Origin of the sequence: Enterococcus hirae ATCC 9790 (assembly GCF_000271405.2) — a bacterium.
GTDB lineage: Bacteria > Bacillota > Bacilli > Lactobacillales > Enterococcaceae > Enterococcus_B > Enterococcus_B hirae.
In genome coordinates, this window is the sequence record NC_018081.1 from 1,588,771 (window position 1) to 1,614,810 (window position 26,040).

A 26,040-nucleotide genomic window follows, 5' to 3' on the forward strand; every position below is an offset into this window, starting at 1 on the left:
GGGGCAAAAATGTGAACGGACTATTTATTACGATCGAGGGACCAGATGGAGCTGGGAAAACCAGTATTCTAAATGAGTTATTCCCTCTTTTGAAAAAAGTAGCAAAAACAAAGATCATTCAAACAAGAGAACCAGGTGGGATCCCGATTGCCGAAGAGATTCGGGCAGTTATCCTTGATCCTAAAAATGATCGGATGGATGAACGGACAGAAGCTTTGCTATATGCTGCGGCTAGAAGACAGCATTTGGTCGAGAAAGTCCTACCTGCTTTATCAGAAGGAAGCATTGTTTTATGTGATCGATTTGTAGACAGCTCATTGGCTTATCAAGGGGCGGGACGTAGAATCGGTGTTTCTGAGATTGCCCGCTTGAATGAATTTGCTACAGAAGGTACGACACCTGACTTTACCCTTTATCTCGATATTGATTCAGATACTGGATTGCATCGCATTAAAGAGAACCGAAGAGGTCAAATCGATCGATTAGATTCAGAAGGATTGGAATTTCATCAACGAGTACGTCATGCGTATTTAAAAATAGCTGAAGAGAATCCTGAACGTATTTATAAAATTGATGCAAGAAAGAGTTTTGAAGAGGTACTTCAAACAAGTTACAGAGCCATTGTTGAACAATATCCACAATTTTTTGAAAACTAGGAAGGTGACTGTATATGAAAATTATTTTAGCAATTATTCAAGACAAAGACAGTAATCGTTTATCCAATGAATTGATTGATGCCAATATCCGTGCAACAAAATTATCTTCAACTGGTGGCTTTTTGAAAGCTGGCAACAGTACATTTATTGTTGGGATTGAAGACGAACGTGTAGAAGAAGCATTAGAAATCATCAAAAAAACTTGTGAATCAAGAAAACAATTTGTTTCAACACCTGTCACGTTGGATATCTCTATGGACGGTGGAGTTCCTTATCCAGTAGAAGTTGAAGTCGGTGGAGCAACCGTCTTTGTGTTACCAGTTGAAGGATTTCATCAATTTTAGGAGGCGCCATGGATCAAGAATTTACGCTGGATCAAATGCAACCTATCGTGTATCAACAGCTTCAACGAAGTTTTGAGCATGGGCGCCTCGCTCATGCTTATCTTTTTGAAGGCGAAAAAGGAACGGGAAAACACGAAATGGGGATTTGGTTAGCACAACACCTGTTTTGTACGAATCTGCAGGAACAACTTCCTTGTGGAGTATGCAATAATTGTCAACGAATCCAAAACCAAGAACATCCAGACGTTTTAACGATCGTACCAGAAGGGCAAACGATCAAAGTCGATCAAATTAGACGTTTACAAACCGAATTTAGTCGTAGTGGTTATGAATCTCGGAAGAAAGTTTTCCTTATTCAAGAAGCAGAAAAGATGAATGCAAGTGCAGCAAATAGTTTGCTTAAGTTTTTAGAAGAACCACCAGGCGATTTTCTAGCGATCTTAGAAACAGATTCGATTGGGCGAATCCTACCAACGATTCAATCACGCTGCCAAATCTTGCATTTTCAGGAGCTGGCTAAAGATGCGTTGATTTATAAATTACAACAAGCACAGATTCCTTTAGAAAAAGCGAAACTTTTGACTTTCTTGACGAACAGTTTCACAAAAGCAGTTGAAATATCGCAAAATGAATGGTTTAATGATGCTAAGGATTCGATTCAACAGTGGTTTGTGTATTTGCAAAAAAATGATACACAAGCATTCATTTATGTTCAAAAAAAGTTAATAAAGACTTTTAAAGAAAAATCGCAACAATTTACTGGTTTATCGATCTTAATGTTTTATTATCAAGAAGCTTTACAACAAGCTTTAATAGCAGAAAATCTTAGAAAAGTAACACGTATTAATCAGACGATTGAGCGTATTTTATTAGCGGAACAGAAATTAAGAAGCAATGTCAGCTTCCAAGCAGTAGCGGAACAGTTTGTTTTACAAACAATTACTGGCTGAGACAGCAGGAAAAATGAGGGTCAAGGGGGATGGAAATGGTCGAAGTAGTAGGTGTCCGTTATAAAGAAGCAGGTCCTATCTATTATTTTAAACCTGGTCAATTAACGTATGAATACAACGAGAAAGTAATCGTTGAAACTCAAAAAAACTTACATATTGCAACTGTCGCCATTCCTAAAGCAGAACTTGATCCGGAAGAATTGCCTGAGCAAATCAGTTCAATTTTGCATAAAGCGACACAAGCAGAACTCGAAAAAGAACAAAAAAATAAAGAAGATGCAGAACAAGCCAGGCTGATTGCGAAAGAAAAAGTCAAAAAACATGGGTTAGAAATGAAGATCATTCATGTAGAATATACGTTAGATCGTAGTAAACTCATTTTTTCATTCACAGCAGATGGACGAATTGATTTTCGGGAATTAGTCAAAGACTTAGCTGCCGTGTTTCGCACTAGGATTGAACTTCAACAAATCGGAGTACGAGATGAAGCAAAATTGCTAGGTGGAATTGGCCCATGTGGACGGCCTTTATGCTGTGCTTCTTTTTTAGGAGATTTTGTCCCAGTTTCAATCAAAATGGCAAAAAATCAAAATTTGTCCTTAAACCCGACTAAGATATCTGGGTTGTGTGGACGTTTGATGTGTTGCTTGCAATATGAAAATGAAGAATATGAATTAGCAAAAAAAGCACTTCCAGATTTTGGAACAGTGGTTAACACTCCTGATGGTAAAGGGAAAGTTGTCGGCTTGAACTTACTTAATCGACTAGTAAATGTTCGATTAACAGGTCGGGAAAATCCAATCGAATATGAATGGGATGAATTGAAAAACTTCATCCAGGTAGGTGAGATAAATGGATAAGAGATCATTATATGATGGCTTGAACCAATTAGAATCAGAGCTAAGAAATACATTAACTGAATTGGTGGAAATGAAGCAAGCATTACATGAGATCGTTGAAAAAAATACAACGTTGGAAATGGAAAATCAACGTTTAAGAGAGCATTTACGGGAATTAAATCAAGTACAAACACCAGCAGATAATGTGAAACAAGAACTTTCAAAATCTCGTATGAACTTAGAAAAGATTTATGAAGAAGGCTTTCATGTTTGTTATGATCTCTATGGCTCAAGACGTGAGAATGACGAACCTTGTGCCTTTTGTTTAGAAGTCATCTATCGAGAAAGCGGACGGTAAACAAAGAGATTTGAAACAAGCCTGATATTGCTTATTTTTAGCGATCAATAAACGGCACTCACAGTATCACTTCTACGGAATTAAGTCCGAAAATAAAAAATAAGAAATGCTATTTTTCAATGTTTCGCCCTTAATTCTTAAAGGAGGCCGTGTTGTTCACGACCTCTTATATGGCGTTCAAAGCATTGCTTCTGCGGAATTAAGCTCAAAAAATTAAAAATATGAAAAGCTATTTTCAATTTTTCGTTCTTAATTCTTGAAGCAGCCCATGCTTTTCACGACCTTTACACGGCGTTCAAACATCAGCTCCTTGAAATAAGCCTGAATTTTTCAAAACATGAGAAGCTGTTTCAAAAAATTCTTTCTTATTGTCATCGGAGCTACCCGATGTTTTCACGACCTCTTACACAGGAGAATAAATCATGCTTAATCAAAAAAGTTTTAAAGGACATCATGAAACTGGCTCGCTTTATTTAGTACCGACTCCGATTGGCAATTTAGAAGATATGACTTATCGTAGTGTACGGATATTACAAGAAGTAGACTTGATTGCCAGTGAGGATACACGAAATACCCAAAAATTACTGAATCATTTTGAGATTCAGACACCGCAAAAAAGTTTACATGAACACAACTATAAGGAACGAATTCCGCAATTGATCGCTGAGTTGATGTCTGGTCGCTCGATTGCACAGGTAAGTGATGCTGGGATGCCTTCTATTAGCGATCCAGGACATGAGCTGGTACTTGCTTGCATCCAAGCGGGGATTCCAGTAGTCGCTATTCCAGGACCAACTGCTGGGATGACTGCGTTGATTGCTTCAGGCTTGTTACCTCAGCCATTTTTATTTTATGGTTTTTTAGGAAGAAAGAAAAAAGAACAACAAACAACGTTAGAAACATTGAAAGAATACACAGCTACATTGATTTTTTACGAATCTCCTTATCGGATCAGTGCAACTTTAACGAATATGTTGACTGTTTTTGGTAACCGTCAAGTTGTTTTGTGTCGAGAATTAACAAAAATCCATGAAGAATATTTACGTGGAAGTATTGAAGAGTTATTAGACTACATTGAAGAACACCCTGTAAAGGGAGAATGCTGTTTATTGGTTGAAGGAAATACTGGAAGTGAAGAGCCACAAACACAAATTGAAGGATCATTGAAAGAACAAGTCGAACAGTTGATTGCTCTTGGGGAAAAAACAAATGCAGCTATTAAAGCTGTTGCTGTAAAAAACGGACTCAAAAAGCAAGAAGTATATCGACAATTTCACGACTTGGACTAGTTGTATCGAAAAAGATATTTTTTGAAGGAAAGTTATGTCCGAATTGCATAGGAAAGAACGTTTCTTTCTTGGTAATGACCATTTGATTTCAATGAAAAATTGAACTGATTTGAGACTTTTTCTAACGATTATCGAGGTGATCAATGTGAAAACATATGTAGGTTTACTTGATAAGATCAGAGTGATAAAGACGCAACCATTGCTTGTTCGGTTTACATTGGAAACCATTCATCAGCCACTTAATTGTATTGTTGCAAATGTCGAGATTGCGGATAAGTTGATGATGATGGAAGAAAGAAAATATAACATTGCTGTTACAGGACACTTGAATCGACGTAATCAGCTAGTTGTTGAGAGTTTGCAAGTGAGAAATCCAGATCAATATACACGAAATCTCAAAATCTAGAGTGAGTGCGAGAAGTACTATGAAATTAGTGCGGTGCAATGTTACCCGCAGATTTCAAATATTAAAACACCATGGAGATTGAATGAAGTTCAACCTCTATGGTGTTTTTACGTAATGTCAACTACATAGCTAAATAAACCATAGTGAAAAAAATACTAGAACGAATTTCCAAAATTTCGCCCATAGTAAGATGAAGGGAACTTAAGCAAATCTAAGTAAACCTAAGAGGTATTTTATCCTATCTAAAGGTTAGCGCGCATTAATTATCTTCATATGGCTATAGTATAGGTTAAGACAACGATTACTGAAACAATTCTTCATAGCTGATCGTTTCATCAGAGTTATTTAACTGATCCAGCAACGTTTCTAGTTTCGCAAAATTGATAAAGCGTGCTTGTCGTTCGACTTCTTTATTTTTATGGTAGATCAAAATAACAGGAGCAGTCAATATTTGAAAGGCGCTAGCTACTTCAGGTGTTTCCACAGCATCTAAATGAAAACTAGGAAAATCATACTGATCCAATAATTTCTTCAAACGAGGAAGAACAGCATGACATACGCTGCAATTTGGCATAGATAAGTAAAGAACTACCGTTTCATCTTGTGCTAATGACTGATGTACTTCTGATAGATTCGTGGTTTTTTTCATATAAAAAACGTCCTTCCTAATCAAAACAGCCTTTCACAATAAACGTTGTGAAAGATTTCGTGAACCCATTTAATCACAATAAGAAAAAAAGTCAATTAACTTGTCTTATTTTTATCAAATAAAAGATAAGAGATAGGTAAGAAATAGAAGTAATCTTGTTTTTTTTAGCGAAAAGCGTATATTATTCTGGCAAATGATGTTTATAGTAAGGAGCGAAAAAATGTTTTCTTTTATACCAAATTCGGTATTGCAGATGAGTACGATTTTTCTATCAATCGTTATTGAAGCTTTACCATTTGTTCTATTAGGCTGTCTCATCTCTGGGGCACTACAAGTCTTTTTAACACCTGAGCGAGTCAAACGCTGGTTACCAGACAATCGCTTTTTATCCATTTTGACTGGTTCTGTTTTAGGATTTTTCTTTCCATCCTGTGAATGTGGGATCGTACCGATCGTTCATCAGTTTGTCAAAAAAGGAGTTCCTGTGCATACCGCTTTTGCATTTATGTTAACAGCACCTATTATCAATCCAATCGTCATTTTTTCTACTTTTATTGCATTTGGGAACTCTTGGGAAATGGCCGGTTGGCGAATGGTTGGAAGCTTTGTGGTAGCGTTGATCATTGGTATCTGGCTCGCTTATTTTCAAAAAGAAAGTGTATTGAAAACGAAGATCCAACAAACAATCGATCATAACCATCATCACAACCATCATCATGACCACACCCATGGTACCAATAAACACGAGGAGGTCAAAATTGGGAGAATCAAGCAACTTAGTCAGCAAACAGGTCATGTCCTCACACATTCGATCGATGAATTTTTTGATACGGGTCGGTATCTGATTGTCGGTGGTCTGATTGCCGCTAGTATGCAAACTTACTTGCCAACTCGTGTCATGTTGACACTGGGCTCAACCAAACTACTAGCAATTATTATTATGCTTCTTCTAGCTTTTACGATGTCCCTATGCTCGGAAGCAGATGCGTTCATCGGGTCCTCCTTACTCAGCCTTTTTGGTACAGCTCCTGTGGTGGCATTCTTAGTATTTGGACCAATGGTGGATATCAAAAACCTTTTGATGATGAAACGCTATTTTAATGGTCGCTTTATTTTGATGCTCATTGGTTTGATAGCCGTTAGTGTGATTGGTTTTACATTATTTATCTAGGAGGAGCAGTATGATACGATTTTTGATATTATCTGGTTATTTTGAGCTAATGATGTATTTACAAGTATCTGGGAAATTAGATCAGTACATCAATGTTCATTATCGTTATTTGGCTATTTTATCGATGATTTTATCTGCTTTACTTGCATTGGTCCAATTGTATATTTGGGTCAAGAGTGATTCAGTAAAAGGGAAAAAACAGGTAGATGAAGAAGTACACCATCACCACGATCATGATCACGATCACGGGTTAACCAAACCCTCACAACGAGTGATCGCTTATGTTCTGTTGGCTTTACCTGTTATTGTCGGTACTTTATTTCCAACAGTCAGTTTAGATACGACGATTGTGGAAGCAAAAGGATTCAATTTTCCAATAAGTAAGGAGTCGGTTGGAGACCCTGAAATGCAGACACAATATTTAAAGCCTGATACGAGCATTTATTTTAACAAGTCTGACTATTTGGATCAGATGAAAAAATTAAAAGAAAAATATGATGACAAACAGCTTATTAAGATCACTGATGAGAATTACTTGGAAGTCATGGAATTGATTTATAATTACCCAAGTGAATTTATTGGGAAAAAAATCTCTTATGAAGGCTTTGTGTATAAAACGCCAGATGGGGAAAAAGAAGATAATTTCTTATTCCGTTTTGGAATCATCCATTGCGTTGCTGACTCAGGTGTATTCGGTCTATTGACACATATGCCGGAAGGAACGAATGTCAAAAACGATGAGTGGTATAAAGTAGAAGGCACCATCCAATCTGACTATTATGAACCCTTCAAACGGGACATTCCAGTTGTAGAGGTCAATACTCTAACCAAAATCGAGGCGCCCAAAAATCAATATGTGTATCGGTCATTTTAAAGCAAAGACTAAAATTATTAGTGACAAAAACAACTGATGTGACAATAAAAAACCAAAGTACTTGAAAATAGCTTGTAGCTTGCCTATTTTCTAGATTACTTTGGTTTTTTATTCATGGCATGATTATTTTTGCCGTTACTTTTTCATTTATGAACGTTTTTAGTTGTTCTTTTTTTCGTTTCAAAAAAATGGCTTCTCGTTTTAATTTGAAGTTTCGGATATTGTGGTTGAAGACCTCTGATAAAACGAGTCCTAAAGCAATAGCACCAGCAATCATGATCGCTTGAACTGTATAACTTGCAGCTGCCTGATACGAGCCAGTTACTAGATTTCTCACTGCTTGATAAGCCAGACCTCCAGGAACTAGTGGTACCATGCCAGGGATATTAAAGATGGTTACAGGCATTTTTAATCGTTTAGAAAAAAGATCACTGATAAATGCAACACCTAAAGAACCCAGTAACGAACCAAAAGCCGGCGTACCACCTAAGTCCACACATACCCAATAGATCATCCAGCCAAAGGCACCAGAGAGCCCACAACAAATCAAGGCACGTCTAGGAACGTTGGTGATGATCGCAAAAGCTGCTGTGGCTAAAAAGCTAAAAGAAAATTGAATAAATAGATTCCACATCATCATGTTCCTTTCTCAATAAAAAAGTTGGAAGATAAAGGCAATCGCAAATCCGATCATTGTGGCAGTCATCATGGCCTCTGTACCACGAGAAACTCCAGAAACATAGTGTCCAGCTAGTAAATCCCGAATAGCATTTGTAATCTGTACTCCAGGAACAAGGGGCATGACACAACCGATGATGATCAAATCCTGATTGGCACCTAATCCGACACGAATGCTGAGAATAGCTGTAAGACCAATTAACAAGGAAGATAAGAACTCTGACAAAAATTTGATCCGAAAAAATTTTAAACTATATAAGTAAATCGCATAGCCGATACCGCCGATCATCAAAGTGATTGGTAGATCACTCATTTCTCCACCAAATAATACCATGATCGTTCCGCTAATCACCGCAGCACTTAAAATTTGAAGCCATACTGGGAAAAATGATCGGTCTTTTTCAATGGCTTGTAAGGCAACGTAGAGATCATTCAAAGTTAACTCACCAGCAACATATTTTCTAGAAAGATTATTGACATTGACAACTTTTTCCAGATTAATGGAGCGATTGGTGATTTGTTCCATTCTAATGGTTGACGTACGGTCAAGACCAATAAACAAACCCGTTTGAGTAACATAGCTGACCAGTCGATAATTGCCAGAAGCAAGAGCGATTCGGCTCATTGTGTCTTCTACTCGGTACATCTCAGCGTTGCTTTCCATCATGATTTTGCCAGCTAATAAACAAGTATCAAGTAATAAATCCAACTCTTTTTCTGTCATAATATTTTCTCCAATAGTTCATTTGTTGCTTTTATTTTACTACAAATGACTAAATAAAAGAGAAATAAATAAATACTTGAGTATGAAAAGAAAGAGGCGTATACTGATTTTTGTAAGATGCGGGTGTAGTTTAGTGGTAAAATCCCAGCTTCCCAAGCTGATGTCGCGGGTTCGATTCCCGTCACCCGCTTAAACGAACGATAAGAATGAAGAGAAACAGTATTGATCACATGTTGTTTGATCAATACTGTTTTTTGTTTTTGAGTCACAAGGTATTTTTTGCTTGATTAAGTGAAAACATACTGTTTTAAGATCAATGATTTTTTATGACGTATTCTTTTTAAGAAGAGATCAATTTTTAATTAGTATAGAGAATTAAAGGTAGAAATAAATGGAATAAAATAAGTTTAAATATTTTAAAAAAGGGGAACGTATGTTAAAGTTTAGAATAGTTGTTTAGAAAAGGAGTAAAGAAATGCAGAAAAAATCAACAAAAGCCATTATGGGTGTGGTTGTTGCTGTTTTAGCAGGGGCACTAGGACTATCAACACAAAAAAATTCAGATATCGTTCAACAAATTACTGGGTTATTTGACTCAACCCCACAAGCGTCAAAAGTAGCAGACGTACCAGAATATGATGGGAAGCATCAAGAAATTGAGATCAATCAGAATCGCCCGGATTTCACTGAAGAAGATTTGAGCTTAGCTAAAGGAACATGGCAAAGCTATTCAAATATTGATCGATTGAACCGTGTAGGTGCGGCCAATGCGTTATTGGGAAAAGACCTTTTTCCCAAAGAAAAACGCGAGCCGTTGTATATTGATCCAACTGGTTGGAAACAAAAAAAATTAAGCGATGGCCAATGGCTTTATAATCGTAGCCATTTGATTGGTTATCAATTGACTGGACAAAACAACAACATCAAAAATTTGATGACAGGTACTCGTTCATTAAATGCGCCGTATATGCTAGTCCATGAAAATGATATTGCCGCTTATATCAAAGAAACCAATCATCACGTTCGTTATCGTGTCACTCCACATTTTAAGGGGAATGAATTAGTTGCCAGAGGAGTGCAATTAGAAGCAGAAAGTATTGAAGATAAAAAAATAAAATTTAATGTGTTTATTTATAACGTTCAAGAGGGTTATGAAATCAACTATGATACCGGACAGGCGAGAAAAAAATAGCTAATGACATTCGATAGTATACGAAAAAAGTATGAACTTTTTGAAGAATTATCGAAAAAGCTTATATTTATTTAAATATAGCGTATACTTTGGTTAAGATACGATCAAGTAACTGAACATTTGATCACAAATATGTTAAAGTAATGAGAAGTCTGTTTATTAATTTAACCGGAAGTTTTTTAAGATTTATTTGTAGTTTTAAGGTAATTCGAGTAAAATAAAAGTGTAGAAGGTAAATGAATACCTTGCGGGAAAGAGGTGTAGAATCATGGGTTTTACAGATGAAACCGTACGTTTTGGTTTTGACGATAGTCGTAAAAAAGAAGTAAGTGAGACATTAGCGATCGTTTATCGGGCTTTAGAAGAAAAAGGCTACAATCCAATTAATCAGATTGTTGGCTACTTGCTTTCTGGAGACCCGGCCTACATTCCTCGTTATCGTGATGCAAGAAACTTGATACGTCGTCACGAACGCGATGAAATCATGGAAGTAATTGTTAAAGATTATCTAACAAACCATGGGGTAAGTATATGAGAGTAATGGGCTTAGATGTGGGCTCAAAAACAGTTGGTATTGCTGTTAGCGATCCATTTGGTTGGACCGCTCAAGGAGTAGAGATCATTCGTATTGATGAAGAGGCGGAAGAGTTTGGCTTTGACCGTTTGAAAGAACTAGTCGATCAATACGAAGTAGACCGATTTGTCGTAGGCTTACCTAAAAATATGAATAATACAATTGGACCAAGAGCAGAAAGCTCAATGGCTTATGGAGAAAAAATTAAAGAATTATTCTCGTTACCAGTTGAATATCAAGATGAACGACTAACCACAGTTCAAGCTGAACGAATGTTAGTTGAGCAAGCCAATACATCAAGAGCTAAAAGAAAAAAAGTGATTGATAAATTAGCTGCTGTCATGATTTTACAAAATTATTTAGACGGTTCAGGAAAAAAATTATTTTAATTTCAATGAAAAGAGGGAGACTTATGACAGAACATAACCACACACATGACCACGATCACGAAGGGCACGAGCATATCACCTTAGTAGATGATCAAGGAAACGAAACGTTATATGAAATTTTATTAACAGTTGATGGACAAGAAGAATTTGGCCGTAACTACGTATTGCTTTATCCAGCTGGTGTACCAGAAGATGAAGATGTTGAGTTACAAGCCTATGCTTATGTCGAAAATGAAGACGGCACAGAAGGCGAACTAGAACAAATCGAAACTGATGCAGAATGGGACATGATTGAAGAAGTATTCAACACGTTCATGGCTGAAGAAGAAGAATAGTCTTAAAATGACGGCTGAACCCTTGATGGATAAGGGTTCAGTTTTTTTTGTTTTGCTTTGACCAAGGTTATTAAAAATCGGCTCTTTGTCAAGAAGGACTGATGAGTGGAGTAAAATCAAATCTGAGTCTGAACAATCAACTCGGTTTCATCAGCCACATAAATAATAGAGTCAAAATAGTTAAGTGTATTTTGTTTTAAGGAATGATCAAGAATAAAGTATGCAGAAAATATCTGATTTCTAGATAGGAATATAAAACCCTTCGTAGGGTACGATATAATAATAAGAGGTTCTTTGTGATGAAGTATGTGACTTGTCATTGTTTCTAAGAATGAAATGACAGATAAAGTGAATATTCTTGTCCACTTTTTCAGATGTTCAAGCGTTGTATAGATGAAAGGAGAAAATGAAATGAAACAGGAGGGAACATTTGAAGAAGTATTACTTTTATTAGGGCAAGAAGTAATCAGAGTGCTAATAGAAAAGGGGAGTACGTTGGAAGACGCAGAAGATGCTGTTTCTAAAACCTATGATACTATATTTTCTTCTCTTATCTATATGACACAGGATAATTTACGTCCTTGGTTTTTTAGAGTTTCTTTCAATAACTATATTGATTTATTCAGGAAAAAGAAGCGTGAAAAAGAGCTTATTTTTCGCTATGTTGACTCTCAGTCGAATGGAACTAATGAATCAGAAAATTTATGGATGATTATCGACTCGCTAAAAAGGCAAGAACAAGAATTACTGATTTTTAAGTATTATTATCGACTATCGTATGAGGACATCGCGAGTATGTTAAATCAAAAAGTAGAAACCGTGAAAAAACAATTATACAGAGCACGAAAAAATTAAAGGCAAACTGGGAGGATGAGTGATGGATTTGAATAGGAGTATCAAAAAAGCCAAAAGAAAGCAGATAATAATGGTCAGTTGTGTTTCAATCATAATTTTTCTTACGATGTCGGGTATCTTGGTTTTTATATTAGATAAAGTCGCTACGAAAAATTATCATGAGCTAGATCAGTCGTTATTTGCTTACCAAACAATTGCCTCACCAAATACACAAATTGACTCACAAGTGATTGCTAACAGCTCAATTTTGGGCGGGGAGGTCGTAACTAACCAATCGAAAAACATTGATGGCTACATTGTACCCTGGAGTAGTTTACATAGTAAGTACAATGTTTTTGGCAACGAAGTGGACAATAATGAACGGATGACATCTTGGTATCATTCCCTTAAAAATTCATATGAATATAATCGTCAAACCAAACAAAAAGTCGCCACATTCTACAATCCGACGATTGAAAACTATTATGGTGGGGTGAAAAATGAATTAGCGGATTTAAAAAACACGGATGATTTACTTGCAGAAGTAGCTATTTCCTTTGATCGGCCCTATCGCTATAGTGAAGTGAAAAAAATGTTTCCGGAAAATGTCAATGTTGTCTGGTTGTATTTGTTTTCTGAAGAGAGAGACGAAAGCAAAGGACGTTCGGGTATGCCAACGTATGGTTTTCAGCTAAGTTTTGATGAAAAGAATCAGCTGATTGATGCAGAAGCAGATAAAGATTATTTTTTCAGCTCATTTGAATCACACGTTTCTTCTGTGAATAATAAAGCAATGGTAAATTTTCTAAAGGAAAACGAAAATAAGAAAGTAGATGACCTAGAAGTCTTAGGAGTAATGATTACAGGACAAGCAAAGAATTTAGCAGAACTAAAAGACAAACCCTTTGTTAGAGGCAGTTCTGTTGGTGTAACAGTACCGATTGTTCCATACATTGTACCAGAAAAATAGTAAGCTATCCTAAACAAGGAAATTGAATGAGTTCGTTTTAAAATAAGAGCTAAGAAAATCCCCAATTATTTTAAATACAAATTCAAGGAGACCAGTTATGAAAACTAGAGTGCTTATAAAAACCTGTGAATTTCTGCTCTTAATATTAAGTCTATTTTTAGCTGTAAAACATTACATTTTGCTGTTTCCAAAAAAAGTAAAAATTCTTTTATGTCTCATCAAAAAGGACTATTACTTCCCTTATGGATGGAAAACACTATCGATTTAGTAGTAACAGTGATCGTGTTACTCTTGATAATCGTACTTTCATGATATAGATAAGTACTTACCTTAATTTATAAAACATGCTGACTGATAAAATAGGATCAGCAGACGGGGGCAAAAATCTTGAATTTTTGTCCCTTTTTGTCTTTCCTTTTTAGTGGGTGCCACATTTGTAATGTTGACACGTGGCTCTATGGGAATCATTTCTCTATATAACATTGCGCTACAAAATTTTATTCAAAATTTGGTGTGACAAATACTAAGAAAAATTTTTGCCATGTATAAAGAAAAGTTACAACTAGATTTTTCAATGATTATATAGTGTCTATTTAGGGCACGCTTTAAATAGACGTTTTATTTTATAGATGATTCGGGGGACAACTATAGATAATCTACATTAGGTATAGAAAGAGTAAGTTGTGCTACATATATAGTATTAATTACATATTCATAAGGGAAAATACTATTGGAAAATATTAAAACAAAAAAGGTGTATATTTCGTATAGTTGGTCAAATAAAGAACACAAGGAAAGGGTAATACGATTAGCAGAAGAGTTGGTGAATCTTGGTTCCTTGTCAGATATTATTGAGGGAGAGCCTATAAAAAATGTTGGTGAACTTCACCAACATCAAAACGTATAAAGCCATTCTATATAGAGCATTTCTTAACTGAAAAACTGTTTTATTTCTAGTGATACTTTGGAGTGACAGCTTTCAATATTTAGTCAGTTGGCAAACATAGTAATCAAATGTACTTTTCTTTTCAAAGCCCATGTTTACATATAAATCATATGCAATTTGATTGGTTGCATCGACTTCTAAATAAATTTCTTTTTCTTCTTTGATTAATAATTCTTGGATCAAACGGTTCAAGCAAAGTTTACCTAACCCTTGACCACGAAAAGCCGGTGCTACGACTAAGCCGTAGATACCATAGGAAGATAGATCCTCTTCGATTCGGGCACAAGCAATCAGTTGATTTTCTTTATGAAAAACAACTGTTTTCTCTAAATCTTCAGATGACAATGGAGGAACCGTTGCCCCAATTTCTCCTAATTGGAGTTGGGCAATTAGGGAAGATTCCTTTAGAGTAGCTTTTTGTGGTCGATAAGGAGAATCTAGCTGTTTAAATTTGTTTGGCTGAAGAATCAACCGATACTCAGTAAACTGTTTGTTCAATTCTTTTTTCGACTCAATGTAATTTTTCAAAAAAAGGTCATGTGGATCAGTGATGTAAAGAATCGTTGTTCGGCCGATGGTTTGAGCAAATCCCATCATTTCGTCAAGTAGTTGTTGTAAACAAGCCAAATTTTCATGCACGATCATTGTCACTTCTAGTTCACTCTCATCATAAAAACTTAAAAAAGCATAGGCAATAAGTGTCTCTTCTTTAAAACAAAGGACATGGCGGATCTGGTCGTTCGTTTGTTCAGCAAAATCAGGAGCTAGTTTAAACTGGCAGTGACGCTGCTGTTCGATCTGTTCTTTCAATTCACGGATCGTTTGCTTGGTATCAGGTTGTAGCTGTCTTGTGATAAATACTTTCATTTATTTTCCCCAATCAAAAGATTTTTCTCATCTTATCTTATTTTTTTAACCAACACAATAAGAAAGTGAATCGCGGTAGTTGGTCGTTCCTTCATTTGGTCATGGAGCCAGAAAGCGAGTCATTGTATTCAACGAGAGTGTCATACAAATGCAATGCTCATAAAAATATAGTTTATAAGGAAAAGTGACATATAAATAAAATTTATGGTAGGTATTAGTTTTGACTATATTCTTTTCTCACGCCTATACTTCCCTTGTTACTAAAACCTAGGAGGAATTAGCTATGTTGACAGGATTAAACTTATTAAATAATCCATTTTTAAATAAAGGAACAGCTTTTACGAAAGAAGAACGTGCGAAATATGGGATTACAGGTATGTTGCCAAGCACAGTCCAAACGTTAGAGGAACAATCGATTCAAGCATACGGACAATATTTGAGTAAACAAAGTGATCTTGAAAAACGAATCTTCTTAATGAATTTATTCAATACAAACCGGACACTCTTCTATAAATTAATGGGACAACATTTAGTTGAGTTTATGCCAGTTGTTTATGATCCAGTCGTTGCGGATTCAATCGAACAATACAATGAAATTTTCTTAAAACCGCAAGATGCTGCGTTTCTTTCAATTGATGAACCAGAAAATATCAAAGCAAGTTTACAAAATGCTGCGGACGGTCGAGACATTCGCTTGATCGTGGTGACTGATGCAGAAGGAATCTTAGGCATGGGTGACTGGGGAGTCAATGGTGTAGATATTGCGATCGGTAAATTGATGGTTTATACAGCAGCTGCTGGAATCAACCCTGCCCAAGTATTACCTGTATCGATTGATGCAGGAACAAATAATGAAGAATTACTAAATAATCCATTGTATTTAGGAAATCGCCATCGTCGTGTGACAGGACAAAAATATTATGAATTTATCGATCAATTCGTTGATGCAGCAACGGATCTTTTCCCAGAACTATTACTACATTGGGAAGATTTTGGACGAGGAAATGCTGCAACGATCTTAGAAAAATATGAAGATAAAATCACTACTTTCAATGATGATATCCAAGGAACAGGGATTGTTGTTCTTGCTGGTGTACTAGGTGGACTGAATATTTCTGGAGAATCATTGAAAGATCAAACGATTTTGACTTTTGGAGCCGGTACTGCGGGCGTAGGTATTGCCAATATTCTATTAGACGAAATGATTCGTCAAGGTGTATCAGAAGAAGAAGCTCGAAAACACTTTTATCAAGTAGACAAACAAGGGTTATTATTTGAAGATACAGAAGGTTTGACTCCAGGACAAATTCCTTTTGCTCGAAAACGATCTGAATTTACTAATTCTGCTGAACTAACAACTTTAGAAGCGGTCGTAAAAGAAATTCATCCAACAATCATGATTGGGACATCGACTCAACCAGGTGCGTTTACGGAAGAAATCGTTAAGGAAATGGCAAGCCATACACCACGTCCAATCATCATGCCATTGTCTAATCCAACGAAATTAGCGGAAGCGAAAGCCAAAGATTTAATTGAATGGACTGATGGGAAAGCATTAGTAGGAACTGGGATTCCGGCAGCAGACGTGGAATACCAAGGAGTAACTTATCAAATCGGACAAGCAAACAATGCGTTGATGTATCCAGGGTTAGGACTTGGTTTGATTGCTTCAACGGCTACACGTGTGAATGCTGAGATCATTTCTCAAGCAAGTCGTGCATTAGGTGGAATCGTTGATGTTACACAACCAGGCGCAGCAATTTTACCTCCAGTTGCGAAGATCACTGAATTTTCTCAAACAATTGCAGAAACAGTAGCGAAATCTGTTGTTTCTCAAAAATTGAATCGTGAAGAAATCACTGATATCAAAGCAGCAGTGGAATCTGCTAAATGGGTACCAGAATACCAAGAGTTAGACAAATAAGCTTGACCAAATTTCTAAAACAAAGTGAATGAAGGATTAGTTGAGCACAATCATACACAGAGTACGTTAATCGGTGAAAGGAAAGCAGCTGATTAGGTGCAACGAGGTGAAAAATGGGAATCACCTGATGAAGAAGCTATAAAAATCAGATATTGAACTATTTTTCAACGTACCTCAGCCTTTCACCGTGCTTTTTTATTCAGAAAGGATCTGTATGAATGACACAAAGAGAAGAATCAACTACAAAAGTTGAAGAAAAAACAAAAGAAGGATTTTGGACAACTAAGATTACTGGAGTAAGTCTTCCTATCTATTTTGTTATGGTATTAGTCCTGATCGTTGCAATGGCACTTGGAAAATTACCAACGAATATGATTGGTCCGATCGCTGTTCTAGTGATATTCGGGAATTTATTTCATTTTATTGGTACAAAAATCCCAATCGTTAGAAGTTATCTAGGTGGAGGTTCCGTATTTGCGATCTTTGCCTCAGCTGCAATTGCGACTTTTGGTATATTACCAGAATACGTGGTGAAAGCTACTGAAAATTTTGTAAGTAACATGGGTTTCTTAGATTTTTATATCGCAGCTTTAATCACTGGGAGTATTTTAGGGATGAATCGTAATTTACTAATGAAAGCATCGGTACGTTTCATTCCAGTAGCACTTATTTCAATGATTGTCTCGTTTTTTGCTGTTGGTCTAGTTGGAATGTTAATTGGTAATGGGTTTGGACGTTCCGTACTGTATATCTCTTTACCAGCAATGGCTGGAGGAGTTGGAGCTGGCGCAGTTCCATTATCTACGATTTATGCGAACGTCCTAGGAACAAATGCTTCCTCTATTATTTCTCAATTACTCCCAGCTACAGCAATGACTAATGTCTTAGCCATCATTGGAGCAGCTTTGGTTGCTCGTGCAGGAAAATCAATGCCTAAATTGAATGGTGAAGGCAAACTTATGGCAAAAGGCGATCTTGGTGACGGTAAACCACGGAATGTGAAACCATCGATCCCTCAATTAGGTGTAGGTCTAATGGTGTCATTGACATTCTTTATTTTAGGACAAATCGGCAACTACTTTGTGCCAAAAATCCATGCGTATGCGTTCATGATCATCATTGTCGTGATTTGTAAAATTACAAATCTCTTACCTGATTATTATGAGGATGCAGCAATTATGTTCAATAATCTGATCGTTAAGAATTTAACAGCAGCTGTCCTTGCAGGAATAGGGATTGCGCTATTGAATCTAAATGTCTTAGCTTCAGCGTTAACTTGGCAATTCGTTGTTTTATGTTTGACAAGTGTTGTAGCAATCTCGCTCACTTCAGGATTCGTGGGACGTTTGTTCGGTTTGTACCCAGTTGAATCAACCATTACAGCTGGATTGTGTAACAATTCAATGGGTGGTACAGGGAACGTAGCAGTATTATCTGCGGCTAATCGAATGGAACTAATTGCTTTTGCGCAAATGGGAAATCGTTTAGGCGGTGCAATCGTCTTGATCATTTCAGGATTTTTGATGCAACTATTTTCTTAAGGAACGAAGACAATAATTTTTTCCTTACTTTAATCGATAAGAAAAACATAGATCTGGAACAACGTTTGTTCCAAATCTATGTTTTTTTGTTTACATTCTTCTAATTGAGCAGGAACTACCCATGATGAAAGTCACGAGTGTACTCGGCTAATTCATCAAACCAAAAGCATGAATCGTAAAAGAAACCAGATCAACAAAAAAATTGGGTTTATCTGACAAAAATCTTCAAGTACTTGCGTATCTCTATTATGAAAAGAGAATGACGAACGTGTTGGTCAAATAGATAGAAAACAGGAAGAGGATTTATGAAAAAACAAAACATGTTGTATCGTTTAATGAAAATTTTAGGGATAGCAGTAATCATAATCGGAGGGATTGTGTACATGAAACAAAAGCAGCTTAATGAAGAAATGGTCAATATGATTAAGAGTGACCGAGTAGCGCAACTGATCGAATCTGAGTTAAAACGGTTAGATCCCAAAGCATTAGCAGCTGAAGGAATCGTCCATTCGTATGAAATTGATTACGAAAGTATTGAACCTAATCGTTTAGGAGGAATCAACGTTGAATTGATCATTAATCAAGATGAAGAGTTAACATTAGGATTGGTAGTCAATGAGCGCAGGAACCAATTAGTGAATGATGGATTAGTTCTCTCAGAAAAACTAGATAGGCTGATTGAGAGAGCGGATCAGTTATGAGTATGACTGATGAAGAGAGAATAAAAATGATAAGCCAAAGCTATATGAATCTCGAAGTGAACAAAAAAATTTCAGTGAATCGTCAAACATATGGTTATGTATCAAAGATAATAGATAACAAAAAAAGTGGAGAAAAAAGTTTTATCATTACCGACGGAAATCCAAAAGTGCAAAAGCCAAAAGAAGTGAAACAGATAACTATCCTTTATCAAGGCTCGATAGGGATCAATAAAATACTGGTAAATCCTGGAGATGTATGGCGAGATTGGGGAGTAAATAATCTTCCTACGGCTGTCCAAGTGATCAATGCAGGAGGAGCAACTGCGATGCCGCAATTAAAGTCTGCTGCTCATACATTACAAGAAACCATGCAAATGTATCCCAATGCCAAAGTTTCAGTATACGGCCATTCTTTAGGTTCAATGAATGGACAATATGCTATTTCAGATTTGCCGACTGCTTTTCATGATCGGCTAGAGGGAGTATATCTCTACCAAGGCCCCAACATTTACAGTATTTTAAATCCCAGACAACAAGCAGCGGCAGATAAATTAACGAATGAAGGAAAGATTTTCAATTTTATTGACACAAGAGATTTAGTACCAATCGGGTATTCACTGACAAAAAAACAAGTGGGCACAGTAATTGAAGTGACATCTAAAAAAGTGAAGTTGGGCAAACAGCATATGTTGGGCGGTTATTTATTTGATCAAGATGGGAATCTAGTGACACAATCTAAAGGGATTATCCAATTAGCAAAACATCAAACAAGCAAAGAGTTGGATCGGCTCGCTGAGATTCATCATCAATTTAGTCACAGCGGTAAAGGAATTTCTTCTTCACAAGAGATTTTTTTAGATGCGATGCAAGCGAAAACGATTACCTTGGGATACAAACAAGCGATTCAATCTGAGATAGACACAGTGGTCAAGTGGCTAAACAATGAGATTGAACAGGCTAATCTTCTTTGGAGCCAAACGAAACGGGATACGAACCGCTGGGGTGAACATTTGAATGATACCGAAAAAATGGCTATTCTGGCAGAAAATTAGGTGACAGAGTACACACTAGTCCGTCAGCCAGTGGCTACCTATGAACAACAACTAACCCTATTGCAAAAGGTCCAACATGAATTAGATGCGCTACTGAAACAGATAGTTACCACCATTGAAGAACAGGTGAGGACAGATAAAACATTGTCCCAATATCTTTCATAAAATGGAGGGGTTATGGATGAAAAAAGGTGAAGGACAGTCTCAACCTATGGAAAAACAGTTATATTCAGAAAAAAACAATTAGAAAATCAACTCGACCAACTAAAGAAAGAAAAAAGTAAATTTGATCATTACTTAGATCACTTAGCAGACCAGTTCCATGATTTTTTGTTTTTTGATGTTTCCCCCCACAGAAAACAGTTCTATCATCTGTTAAATGATAGTAAAGAAGAGGCGGAAAGGATTTTTCGCAGAGAGAAAAGAATGATCGAATGTCGCATTGAATGTCCATTAGTAGAGAAGTATTCTGCTTTAGAGAAAGAATCTAACAACTAATAAAAACGAAACGGGAGAAAAACATGTTTGAAGAATTACAAAGAACATTGGAGAAACAACTCATACGGCTTATTGTTGCAACACCAAGTCATGCCACATCGCAAAATAGAAAAAAGTTAACTAAGCTAACGCTTCAACAGAAGAAACAAACGTTGAAACAGCTGACTACAAGTTATGCAAATCATTTAAGTCACGTTTCTAAAGGAACATGGGTCAAGACAGCTATCCAAGTGATCGAAAGAACGGCGAATCAATTCGAATGGCTTACTTAAGGAAGTAAAAAAGTTGAGCATGAAGTTGTGCTAAACTTTTTTACTACGAGTAAATGATCGATTCAATGATGAACCGCAATAACAAGAGAAGACGTTCTAAATCAAAGGAGTGATGGATCTTCTCTTGTTTGCCAGTGATTGAATGATTTTTTGAGTATACCTAAGAATAGAAACTAAAAAAAATCATAAATAAGCATCGATTTCTTCTTTAATGATCCGTAATCCTTTTTTTAAAATCTCCAAATGATTGGATGATAGGGCGATTCGGATAAAAGGATCAGCTTGTTGTTGACTAGTGAAGCGATTCGAGTGATAGATTCTTATCCCTTTGTTCAAAAAATGTTGTTCTACATCTAAGGGAGAAATATCGGCTCGGATCGGAATATTTCGATAATAAGGATAAGGATTCGAAGGACGAGGTAAATCAAAATACGCATCAAAGCAGTCATTTGCTTCGGCTGTTCGCTTTAATTTTGTTGTTAAGATTTTCTGGACTGTTTCTGGTGAGTGCAAGATTTGAGTGATGATTTCTGCATCTAAACCAGATGTTTTGACGTTTATATTAAAGATTGCTCGTTCAATTCGTTCTCTTAAACGTTCTGGGAATACAAGATAGGCTACACGAAGACCTGAACAAATGAATTTGGTCATTCCTGACAAGTAAATGGTTTGGTCAGGTAGCAGCTGTTGAAACGGTGGCAAAACTTGTTGTTGAAAATGGGTCGTTAAAAAAGAATGAATATCGTCTTCAATAACTAATAACTTTTCTTTGGAAATAATAGCTTTCAATTCATTACGCCGTTGGAGAGACAGTTGAAAACCGATGGGGTTATTACAAGAAGGCATCAGATAAATCCCTTTTATTTTCTTTTTATGACACTCTTGTAGCAATAATTCAGGTTTCATTCCTTCTTGGTCGAAATCGATCGGAACTACTTCTAAGTGATACAAATGCGCTAACTCAATAAAATTGGAATAGGTATATCGGTCAATAGCGATTCGATCTCCAGGAGAAAAAAAGGCGGCAAGTGTCACAGCAAGACCATTTTGAACACCAGAAACGATTGCGGTATGATGAATCGTTGTTTGAACCCCTTGAGTCTGTAACCACTCGACTGCCGTCTTTAATTGAAAATTGGTTCCCATAGGGTCACGATAATTCAATAAACCCACGATATTGGGGTTGAGACTGACTGAATGGATAAAAGGCAGTACAAGATGGTTGCAGTCTTCAAAAGAACTAACTAATCCAAAATCAATCACATGCTCAGCTACTTGATTAGTTGAAATCGTGATTGAAGTAAAAGCATTAGGGGAAACGAACGTACCACTTCCAATATTCGTGTACAAGAGACCTTTCTCAATACCATATTTATAGGCCTGACCGACAGTTGTAAAATTGATATCTAAATAGTCGGCTAATTCTCTCTGAGAAGGAAGTTGGGTATTTTTTTGTAACTTACTTGTAAGAATATCTTCTTCTAGCTGTTGGATCAGAGATTTATAGATGGGGCGTGTTAATTTTGTTTTATCAGGTCGCCAAGTGATCGGATAATCTTCATAAGAATTTATGGGCATTTTATTCACCTCTAAAATTGTATTCCATACAATTATACTATTGAATGTATATAATTCAATGATAATATATGGACGTGAGGGGGAGATTTTTATGAGAAAAATCGATTTTGAAGAAGCAGTATCACGATTAGATTTTCAAGAGGCAATTGAAGTAATGCGTCAGTGTTTTAGCGATTATGGCGAAGGAAAAATTAGTCAAAATACACGTATGGTAGAGATTTTGCCAGATGGTAAAAACAAAAATGTTTTTGCGATGATGCCTGCTTATCTTGGTAAAGATCGTTATTTTGGTGCAAAAATCATTACTGCATTTCCTGATAATCATTTACAAGGACTATCTTCACATTTGGGGGAAATTCTATTATTTGATTCTAAAAACGGTGTACCTGTAGCGCTAATCAACGCGAATGCAGTCACTTGGATTCGTACCGCTGCAGTTTCCGCTTTAGCCACTGATATATTGGCGAAAAAAGAAGCGGCATCATTAGCTTTAATCGGGGCTGGACAACAAGCAAGCTCGCATTTGAATGCGATCTGTGCTATACGTTCAATCAATAAAGTATCTGTCTATGACTTGAGTAAAGAAAGAAGTCAACAATTTATTGAGGAAATGCAAACAGCATACCCGGAAATTGAATTTTCAAGTGGAGAAACACTCGCAGAAACAGTGGAACAAGCTGAGATCATTTGTACACTAACACCTAGTAAAGAGGCGTTTTTGAAAAAAGAATGGCTTACTCCTGGTGCGCATATCAATGCTATTGGTACGTTTACACCAGATACACGTGAAATCACTAGTGAGTTGATGAAAAGCAGTGCCATCTATGTCGATGATTATGAAGCTGCAATGAAAGAAAGTGGGGATCTACTGATTCCGATTGCTGAAGGAGAATTATCAGAATCAGCGATCTCAGGCTCGTTAAGTGAATTGGTTTCAGGAAAAAGATTATTAAAAGACCAACAAGAAACAATCACGATTTTTGATGCCGTTGGCTTAGCGATTGAAGATCTATGTTGTGCAGAATATATTTATCAAAAAGTTAAGGAGTCTGAATAAAATGAAGTTAAGTTATTATGTTGTTGATGCATTCACACAAGAAGTGTTTAAAGGGAATCCAGCAGCAGTCTACGTTTTAGAGAAGTGGTTACCAGATACGGTGATGCAAAAAATTGCTATTGAGAATAACTTATCTGAAACAGCATTTACTGTCAAAAAGGAGGAACACTATGAGTTACGTTGGTTTACTCCGGATCGTGAAATCGACTTATGTGGACATGCTACTTTAGCAACAGCGTTTGTTTTGTTCAATTATTATGGGGTAGAGGAAGAAACAATCAAATTTACTAGTCAAAGTGGCGAACTTCTTGTGACAAAACAACAAGAAACTTACTATATGGATTTTCCAAGTATCATGCCTAAAAAAGTAGCAATTTTACCTGAATACGAAAAAGCGATCGGTGCAAAAATCAAAGCTGCTTATTTAGCGCGAGATTTATTTTTTGAACTGACAGATGAAGAAACCGTAAAACAGTTGCAACCAAACTTTTCAGCTATTAAAAATTTTGATTTGGGCGTTGGCGTGATCGTAACCGCACGTGGTCAGAAGGAAGATTTTGTTTCTCGTACATTTTTCCCGAAATTAACGATCAATGAAGATCCCGTTTGCGGTTCTGCTCATTCCAATCTTATTCCTTATTGGGCAAATAAATTAAGTAAGAAAAAAATGATTGCCCATCAGCTTTCACCAAGAGGTGGCTACCTTGATTGTGAGTTACGAGGGGAGCGGATCATGATTGGTGGAGAAGCAGTGCTATTCGCTCAAGGAGAAGCTTATATTCCAGAAAAATAAGCATCGCAAATGAAGCAGGAGTTCCCTCTGACAATCTATACCTTTTTCTTCTAGGGCGATTTCCAGAGGATAGAAGTAAGCCTGTTTTTAGAGATACTAGAAGAGGCTGAGGCAGGTTTTGGCTTAGTCTCTTCTTTTCAACCATAATATTGAAGCTTTCCTAGAAACTCTCTCTATTATTTTACTACTACTTTACTGCTAGAGTTCAAACAGATTATTTGCCTGTATCATTTTTGAGAGGTACGATAATAATGCAAACGCTATCATAAAATTCATGGTTCTTAATTCGAGAGAAAGAAGGCTTTATTATGGAAAAAGTTTATCAAGCTGGTACACATGAAGGGATGATTGATTTCATCAATATGGAAGATCTGGAATTAGCAGCTACTCAAGTAATCCCTAGTGGTGGATATGGCTATATCAGTAGTGGTGCAGGGGATTTGTTTACTTATCGAGAAAATCAAAAAGCCTTTAATCATCAATTGGTTATCCCTCATGTTTTGAAAGATGTGGAATTACCTGATACAACGACCTATTTTTCTGATGAAACATTAGCCGCACCAATCATTATGGCACCAGTAGCAGCGCATGGATTAGCCCATGAACAAGCTGAAAAAGCTTCGGCTAAAGGAGTATCAGAATTTGGAACGATCTATACAGCTAGTTCTTACGCTTCTTGTACCTTGGAAGAAATTAGAGCAGCTGGTGGTCCTGAAGCTCCTCAGTGGTTTCAGTTTTATATGAGTAAGGACGATGGGATCAACTTGGATATCTTGGAAATGGCAAAAAGAAACGGAGCAAAGGCGGTTGTTTTAACAGCTGATGCAACAGTTGGCGGAAATCGTGAAACAGATCGGCGAAATGGTTTTACTTTTCCGTTGCCCATGCCAATCGTTCAAGCTTACCAATCGGGAGTCGGTCAAACGATGGATGCAGTCTATAAATCGTCTAAACAAAAATTAAGTCCAAAAGATATCGAATTTATTACGACCCATTCAGAGTTGCCAGTTTATGTCAAAGGGGTACAATCAGAAGATGATGTGTATCGTTCTCTTGATGCTGGTGCACAAGGGATTTGGGTCTCCAATCATGGTGGTAGACAGTTAGATGGTGGTCCAGCTTCTTTTGATTCATTACGCTATGTAGCTGAAGCTGTGGATAAACGTGTACCGATCGTATTTGATAGCGGTGTTAGACGAGGGCAACATATCTTTAAAGCGATTGCTTCAGGAGCTGATTTAGTTGCCATTGGTAGACCAGCCATTTATGGACTTTCTTTAGGAGGAAGTACAGGAATCAAACAAGTATTTGATTTTTTCAAAACAGAACTTGAAATGGTCATGCAATTAGCTGGAACTCAAACTGTTGAAGACATCAAAAACGCAAAATTGAGAGAAAATCGTTTCATGTGTTAAGACAAAAAATCGGTTTATCAATAGGGATTAAGTAGCAAAATAGCTTGAACAGATAGTGACTTTGGATAGCATTTTTGAATGATCGTGCTTGTTTTAGGAAAGAAAATTTCAACAAGATATTAACCAGTTTTATAGCGATAATCAAACGGTAAGGCAAACTTATT

The 26,040-nt window shown here is 36.6% G+C and carries 30 protein-coding genes and 1 tRNA gene; 26 read left to right on the forward strand and 5 right to left on the reverse strand.

Features of this window, described 5'->3' with window-relative positions; genetic code table 11:
• Positions 1–11 precede the first annotated feature (11 nt).
• From tmk to EHR_RS07565, 7 genes are all read left to right on the forward strand, one after another.
• A complete protein-coding gene (tmk, locus tag EHR_RS07535; RefSeq protein WP_010718689.1) occupies positions 12–656 on the forward strand; it encodes a dTMP kinase in 645 nt (214 codons plus the stop codon).
• A 14-nt stretch (positions 657–670) separates the two neighbouring features.
• Positions 671–1,000 carry a cyclic-di-AMP receptor gene (locus EHR_RS07540; RefSeq protein WP_010718688.1) on the forward strand — a complete coding sequence of 110 codons (330 nt, stop codon included), beginning with the start codon at positions 671–673 and terminating at the stop codon, positions 998–1,000.
• Between the two features lie 8 nt (positions 1,001–1,008).
• Positions 1,009–1,950 carry a DNA polymerase III subunit delta' gene (gene holB, locus EHR_RS07545; RefSeq protein ID WP_010718687.1) on the forward strand — a complete coding sequence of 314 codons (942 nt, stop codon included), beginning with the start codon at positions 1,009–1,011 and terminating at the stop codon, positions 1,948–1,950.
• A gap of 35 nt (positions 1,951–1,985) precedes the next feature.
• The gene (locus EHR_RS07550) at positions 1,986–2,810 is read left to right on the forward strand and encodes a PSP1 domain-containing protein (protein WP_010738041.1); all 825 of its coding nucleotides are present in this window, start codon (positions 1,986–1,988) and stop codon (positions 2,808–2,810) included.
• Entirely contained in the window at positions 2,803–3,147 is a 345-nt protein-coding gene (locus EHR_RS07555) for a DNA replication initiation control protein YabA (protein ID WP_010718685.1), read from the forward strand. The genes EHR_RS07550 and EHR_RS07555 overlap by 8 nt, the downstream gene beginning before the upstream one ends.
• Before the next feature lie 422 nt (positions 3,148–3,569).
• Entirely contained in the window at positions 3,570–4,436 is an 867-nt protein-coding gene (rsmI, locus tag EHR_RS07560) for a 16S rRNA (cytidine(1402)-2'-O)-methyltransferase (protein ID WP_010718684.1), read from the forward strand.
• A 145-nt stretch (positions 4,437–4,581) separates the two neighbouring features.
• On the forward strand, positions 4,582–4,842 hold the full coding sequence (locus EHR_RS07565; protein ID WP_002328071.1) for a hypothetical protein: 261 nt from the start codon (positions 4,582–4,584) through the stop codon (positions 4,840–4,842).
• A 301-nt stretch (positions 4,843–5,143) separates the two neighbouring features.
• Here EHR_RS07565 and EHR_RS07570 read toward each other — a convergent pair whose 3' ends face one another.
• Positions 5,144–5,491 carry a thioredoxin family protein gene (locus EHR_RS07570; RefSeq protein ID WP_002328072.1) on the reverse strand — a complete coding sequence of 116 codons (348 nt, stop codon included), beginning with the start codon at positions 5,489–5,491 and terminating at the stop codon, positions 5,144–5,146.
• A gap of 220 nt (positions 5,492–5,711) precedes the next feature.
• Here EHR_RS07570 and EHR_RS07575 point away from each other — a divergent pair, with 220 nt between their 5' ends.
• On the forward strand, positions 5,712–6,662 hold the full coding sequence (locus EHR_RS07575) for a permease (protein ID WP_010738040.1): 951 nt from the start codon (positions 5,712–5,714) through the stop codon (positions 6,660–6,662).
• 10 nt (positions 6,663–6,672) lie between these two features.
• On the forward strand, positions 6,673–7,536 hold the full coding sequence (locus EHR_RS07580) for a TIGR03943 family putative permease subunit (protein WP_010718682.1): 864 nt from the start codon (positions 6,673–6,675) through the stop codon (positions 7,534–7,536).
• A gap of 112 nt (positions 7,537–7,648) precedes the next feature.
• On the opposite strand, the gene EHR_RS07585 is transcribed toward EHR_RS07580, so the two are convergent.
• Together EHR_RS07585 and EHR_RS07590 are read right to left on the reverse strand one after the other, a co-directional pair.
• Complete coding sequence (locus EHR_RS07585; protein WP_014834491.1) at positions 7,649–8,170, reverse strand: threonine/serine exporter family protein; 522 nt, start codon at positions 8,168–8,170, stop codon at positions 7,649–7,651.
• A gap of 15 nt (positions 8,171–8,185) precedes the next feature.
• On the reverse strand, positions 8,186–8,938 hold the full coding sequence (locus EHR_RS07590) for a threonine/serine exporter family protein (RefSeq protein WP_010738039.1): 753 nt from the start codon (positions 8,936–8,938) through the stop codon (positions 8,186–8,188).
• 119 nt (positions 8,939–9,057) lie between these two features.
• On the opposite strand from EHR_RS07590, the gene EHR_RS07595 reads away from it, so the two are divergent.
• From EHR_RS07595 to EHR_RS14245, 8 genes are all read left to right on the forward strand, one after another.
• Positions 9,058–9,128, forward strand: a tRNA-Gly gene (locus EHR_RS07595).
• A 285-nt stretch (positions 9,129–9,413) separates the two neighbouring features.
• Positions 9,414–10,130 carry a DNA/RNA non-specific endonuclease gene (locus tag EHR_RS07600; RefSeq protein WP_010718679.1) on the forward strand — a complete coding sequence of 239 codons (717 nt, stop codon included), beginning with the start codon at positions 9,414–9,416 and terminating at the stop codon, positions 10,128–10,130.
• 268 nt (positions 10,131–10,398) lie between these two features.
• Entirely contained in the window at positions 10,399–10,665 is a 267-nt protein-coding gene (locus EHR_RS07605) for an IreB family regulatory phosphoprotein (protein ID WP_010718678.1), read from the forward strand.
• A complete protein-coding gene (gene ruvX, locus EHR_RS07610; RefSeq protein ID WP_010718677.1) occupies positions 10,662–11,093 on the forward strand; it encodes a Holliday junction resolvase RuvX in 432 nt (143 codons plus the stop codon). Before EHR_RS07605 ends, ruvX begins: the two co-directional genes overlap by 4 nt.
• A 23-nt stretch (positions 11,094–11,116) precedes the next feature.
• Positions 11,117–11,428 carry a DUF1292 domain-containing protein gene (locus EHR_RS07615; protein ID WP_010718676.1) on the forward strand — a complete coding sequence of 104 codons (312 nt, stop codon included), beginning with the start codon at positions 11,117–11,119 and terminating at the stop codon, positions 11,426–11,428.
• A 393-nt stretch (positions 11,429–11,821) separates the two neighbouring features.
• Positions 11,822–12,283, forward strand: a complete 462-nt coding sequence (locus EHR_RS07620) for an RNA polymerase sigma factor (protein WP_243464864.1) — start codon at positions 11,822–11,824, stop codon at positions 12,281–12,283.
• Positions 12,284–12,305: 22 nt separating this feature from the next.
• Positions 12,306–13,232, forward strand: a complete 927-nt coding sequence (locus EHR_RS07625; RefSeq protein ID WP_010738037.1) for an anti sigma factor C-terminal domain-containing protein — start codon at positions 12,306–12,308, stop codon at positions 13,230–13,232.
• A gap of 730 nt (positions 13,233–13,962) precedes the next feature.
• On the forward strand, positions 13,963–14,139 hold the full coding sequence (locus tag EHR_RS14245; RefSeq protein WP_014834493.1) for a TIR domain-containing protein: 177 nt from the start codon (positions 13,963–13,965) through the stop codon (positions 14,137–14,139).
• A 72-nt stretch (positions 14,140–14,211) separates the two neighbouring features.
• Here EHR_RS14245 and EHR_RS07630 read toward each other — a convergent pair whose 3' ends face one another.
• A complete protein-coding gene (locus EHR_RS07630) occupies positions 14,212–15,045 on the reverse strand; it encodes a GNAT family N-acetyltransferase (RefSeq protein WP_010738035.1) in 834 nt (277 codons plus the stop codon).
• A 283-nt stretch (positions 15,046–15,328) separates the two neighbouring features.
• On the opposite strand from EHR_RS07630, the gene EHR_RS07635 reads away from it, so the two are divergent.
• The 6 genes from EHR_RS07635 to EHR_RS07655 all read left to right on the forward strand — a co-directional run bounded on the left by EHR_RS07635 (position 15,329) and on the right by EHR_RS07655 (position 21,033).
• Positions 15,329–16,969, forward strand: a complete 1,641-nt coding sequence (locus EHR_RS07635) for a malolactic enzyme (protein WP_010718666.1) — start codon at positions 15,329–15,331, stop codon at positions 16,967–16,969.
• Between the two features lie 218 nt (positions 16,970–17,187).
• The gene (locus EHR_RS07640; protein WP_010718665.1) at positions 17,188–18,510 is read left to right on the forward strand and encodes a 2-hydroxycarboxylate transporter family protein; all 1,323 of its coding nucleotides are present in this window, start codon (positions 17,188–17,190) and stop codon (positions 18,508–18,510) included.
• Positions 18,511–18,815: 305 nt separating this feature from the next.
• Positions 18,816–19,211: a DUF1310 family protein gene (locus tag EHR_RS07645; RefSeq protein WP_010738034.1), complete on the forward strand. Its 396-nt coding sequence runs from the start codon at positions 18,816–18,818 to the stop codon at positions 19,209–19,211.
• Positions 19,212–19,237: 26 nt separating this feature from the next.
• A complete protein-coding gene (locus EHR_RS07650) occupies positions 19,238–20,263 on the forward strand; it encodes an Mbeg1-like protein (RefSeq protein ID WP_014834494.1) in 1,026 nt (341 codons plus the stop codon).
• Positions 20,264–20,428, forward strand: a complete 165-nt coding sequence (locus tag EHR_RS14250) for a hypothetical protein (RefSeq protein ID WP_154650182.1) — start codon at positions 20,264–20,266, stop codon at positions 20,426–20,428. It begins immediately after the preceding gene.
• Positions 20,429–20,784: 356 nt separating this feature from the next.
• Positions 20,785–21,033: a hypothetical protein gene (locus EHR_RS07655; RefSeq protein WP_010738031.1), complete on the forward strand. Its 249-nt coding sequence runs from the start codon at positions 20,785–20,787 to the stop codon at positions 21,031–21,033.
• A 183-nt stretch (positions 21,034–21,216) separates the two neighbouring features.
• Here the strand turns inward: EHR_RS07655 and EHR_RS07660 are convergent, their stop codons facing one another.
• Positions 21,217–22,611, reverse strand: coding sequence for an aminotransferase-like domain-containing protein (locus tag EHR_RS07660; RefSeq protein ID WP_010738030.1), 1,395 nt, complete (start codon positions 22,609–22,611; stop codon positions 21,217–21,219).
• Between the two features lie 91 nt (positions 22,612–22,702).
• On the opposite strand from EHR_RS07660, the gene EHR_RS07665 reads away from it, so the two are divergent.
• The 3 genes from EHR_RS07665 (at position 22,703) to EHR_RS07675 (ending at position 25,876) form a co-directional block, all read left to right on the forward strand.
• Positions 22,703–23,668: an ornithine cyclodeaminase family protein gene (locus EHR_RS07665; RefSeq protein ID WP_010738029.1), complete on the forward strand. Its 966-nt coding sequence runs from the start codon at positions 22,703–22,705 to the stop codon at positions 23,666–23,668.
• A 1-nt stretch (position 23,669) separates the two neighbouring features.
• Positions 23,670–24,461 carry a PhzF family phenazine biosynthesis protein gene (locus tag EHR_RS07670; protein ID WP_010738028.1) on the forward strand — a complete coding sequence of 264 codons (792 nt, stop codon included), beginning with the start codon at positions 23,670–23,672 and terminating at the stop codon, positions 24,459–24,461.
• 308 nt (positions 24,462–24,769) lie between these two features.
• Positions 24,770–25,876 (forward strand): alpha-hydroxy-acid oxidizing protein, encoded by a 1,107-nt coding sequence (locus EHR_RS07675; protein ID WP_010738027.1) that lies wholly within the window; start codon positions 24,770–24,772, stop codon positions 25,874–25,876.
• Positions 25,877–26,040 lie beyond the last annotated feature (164 nt).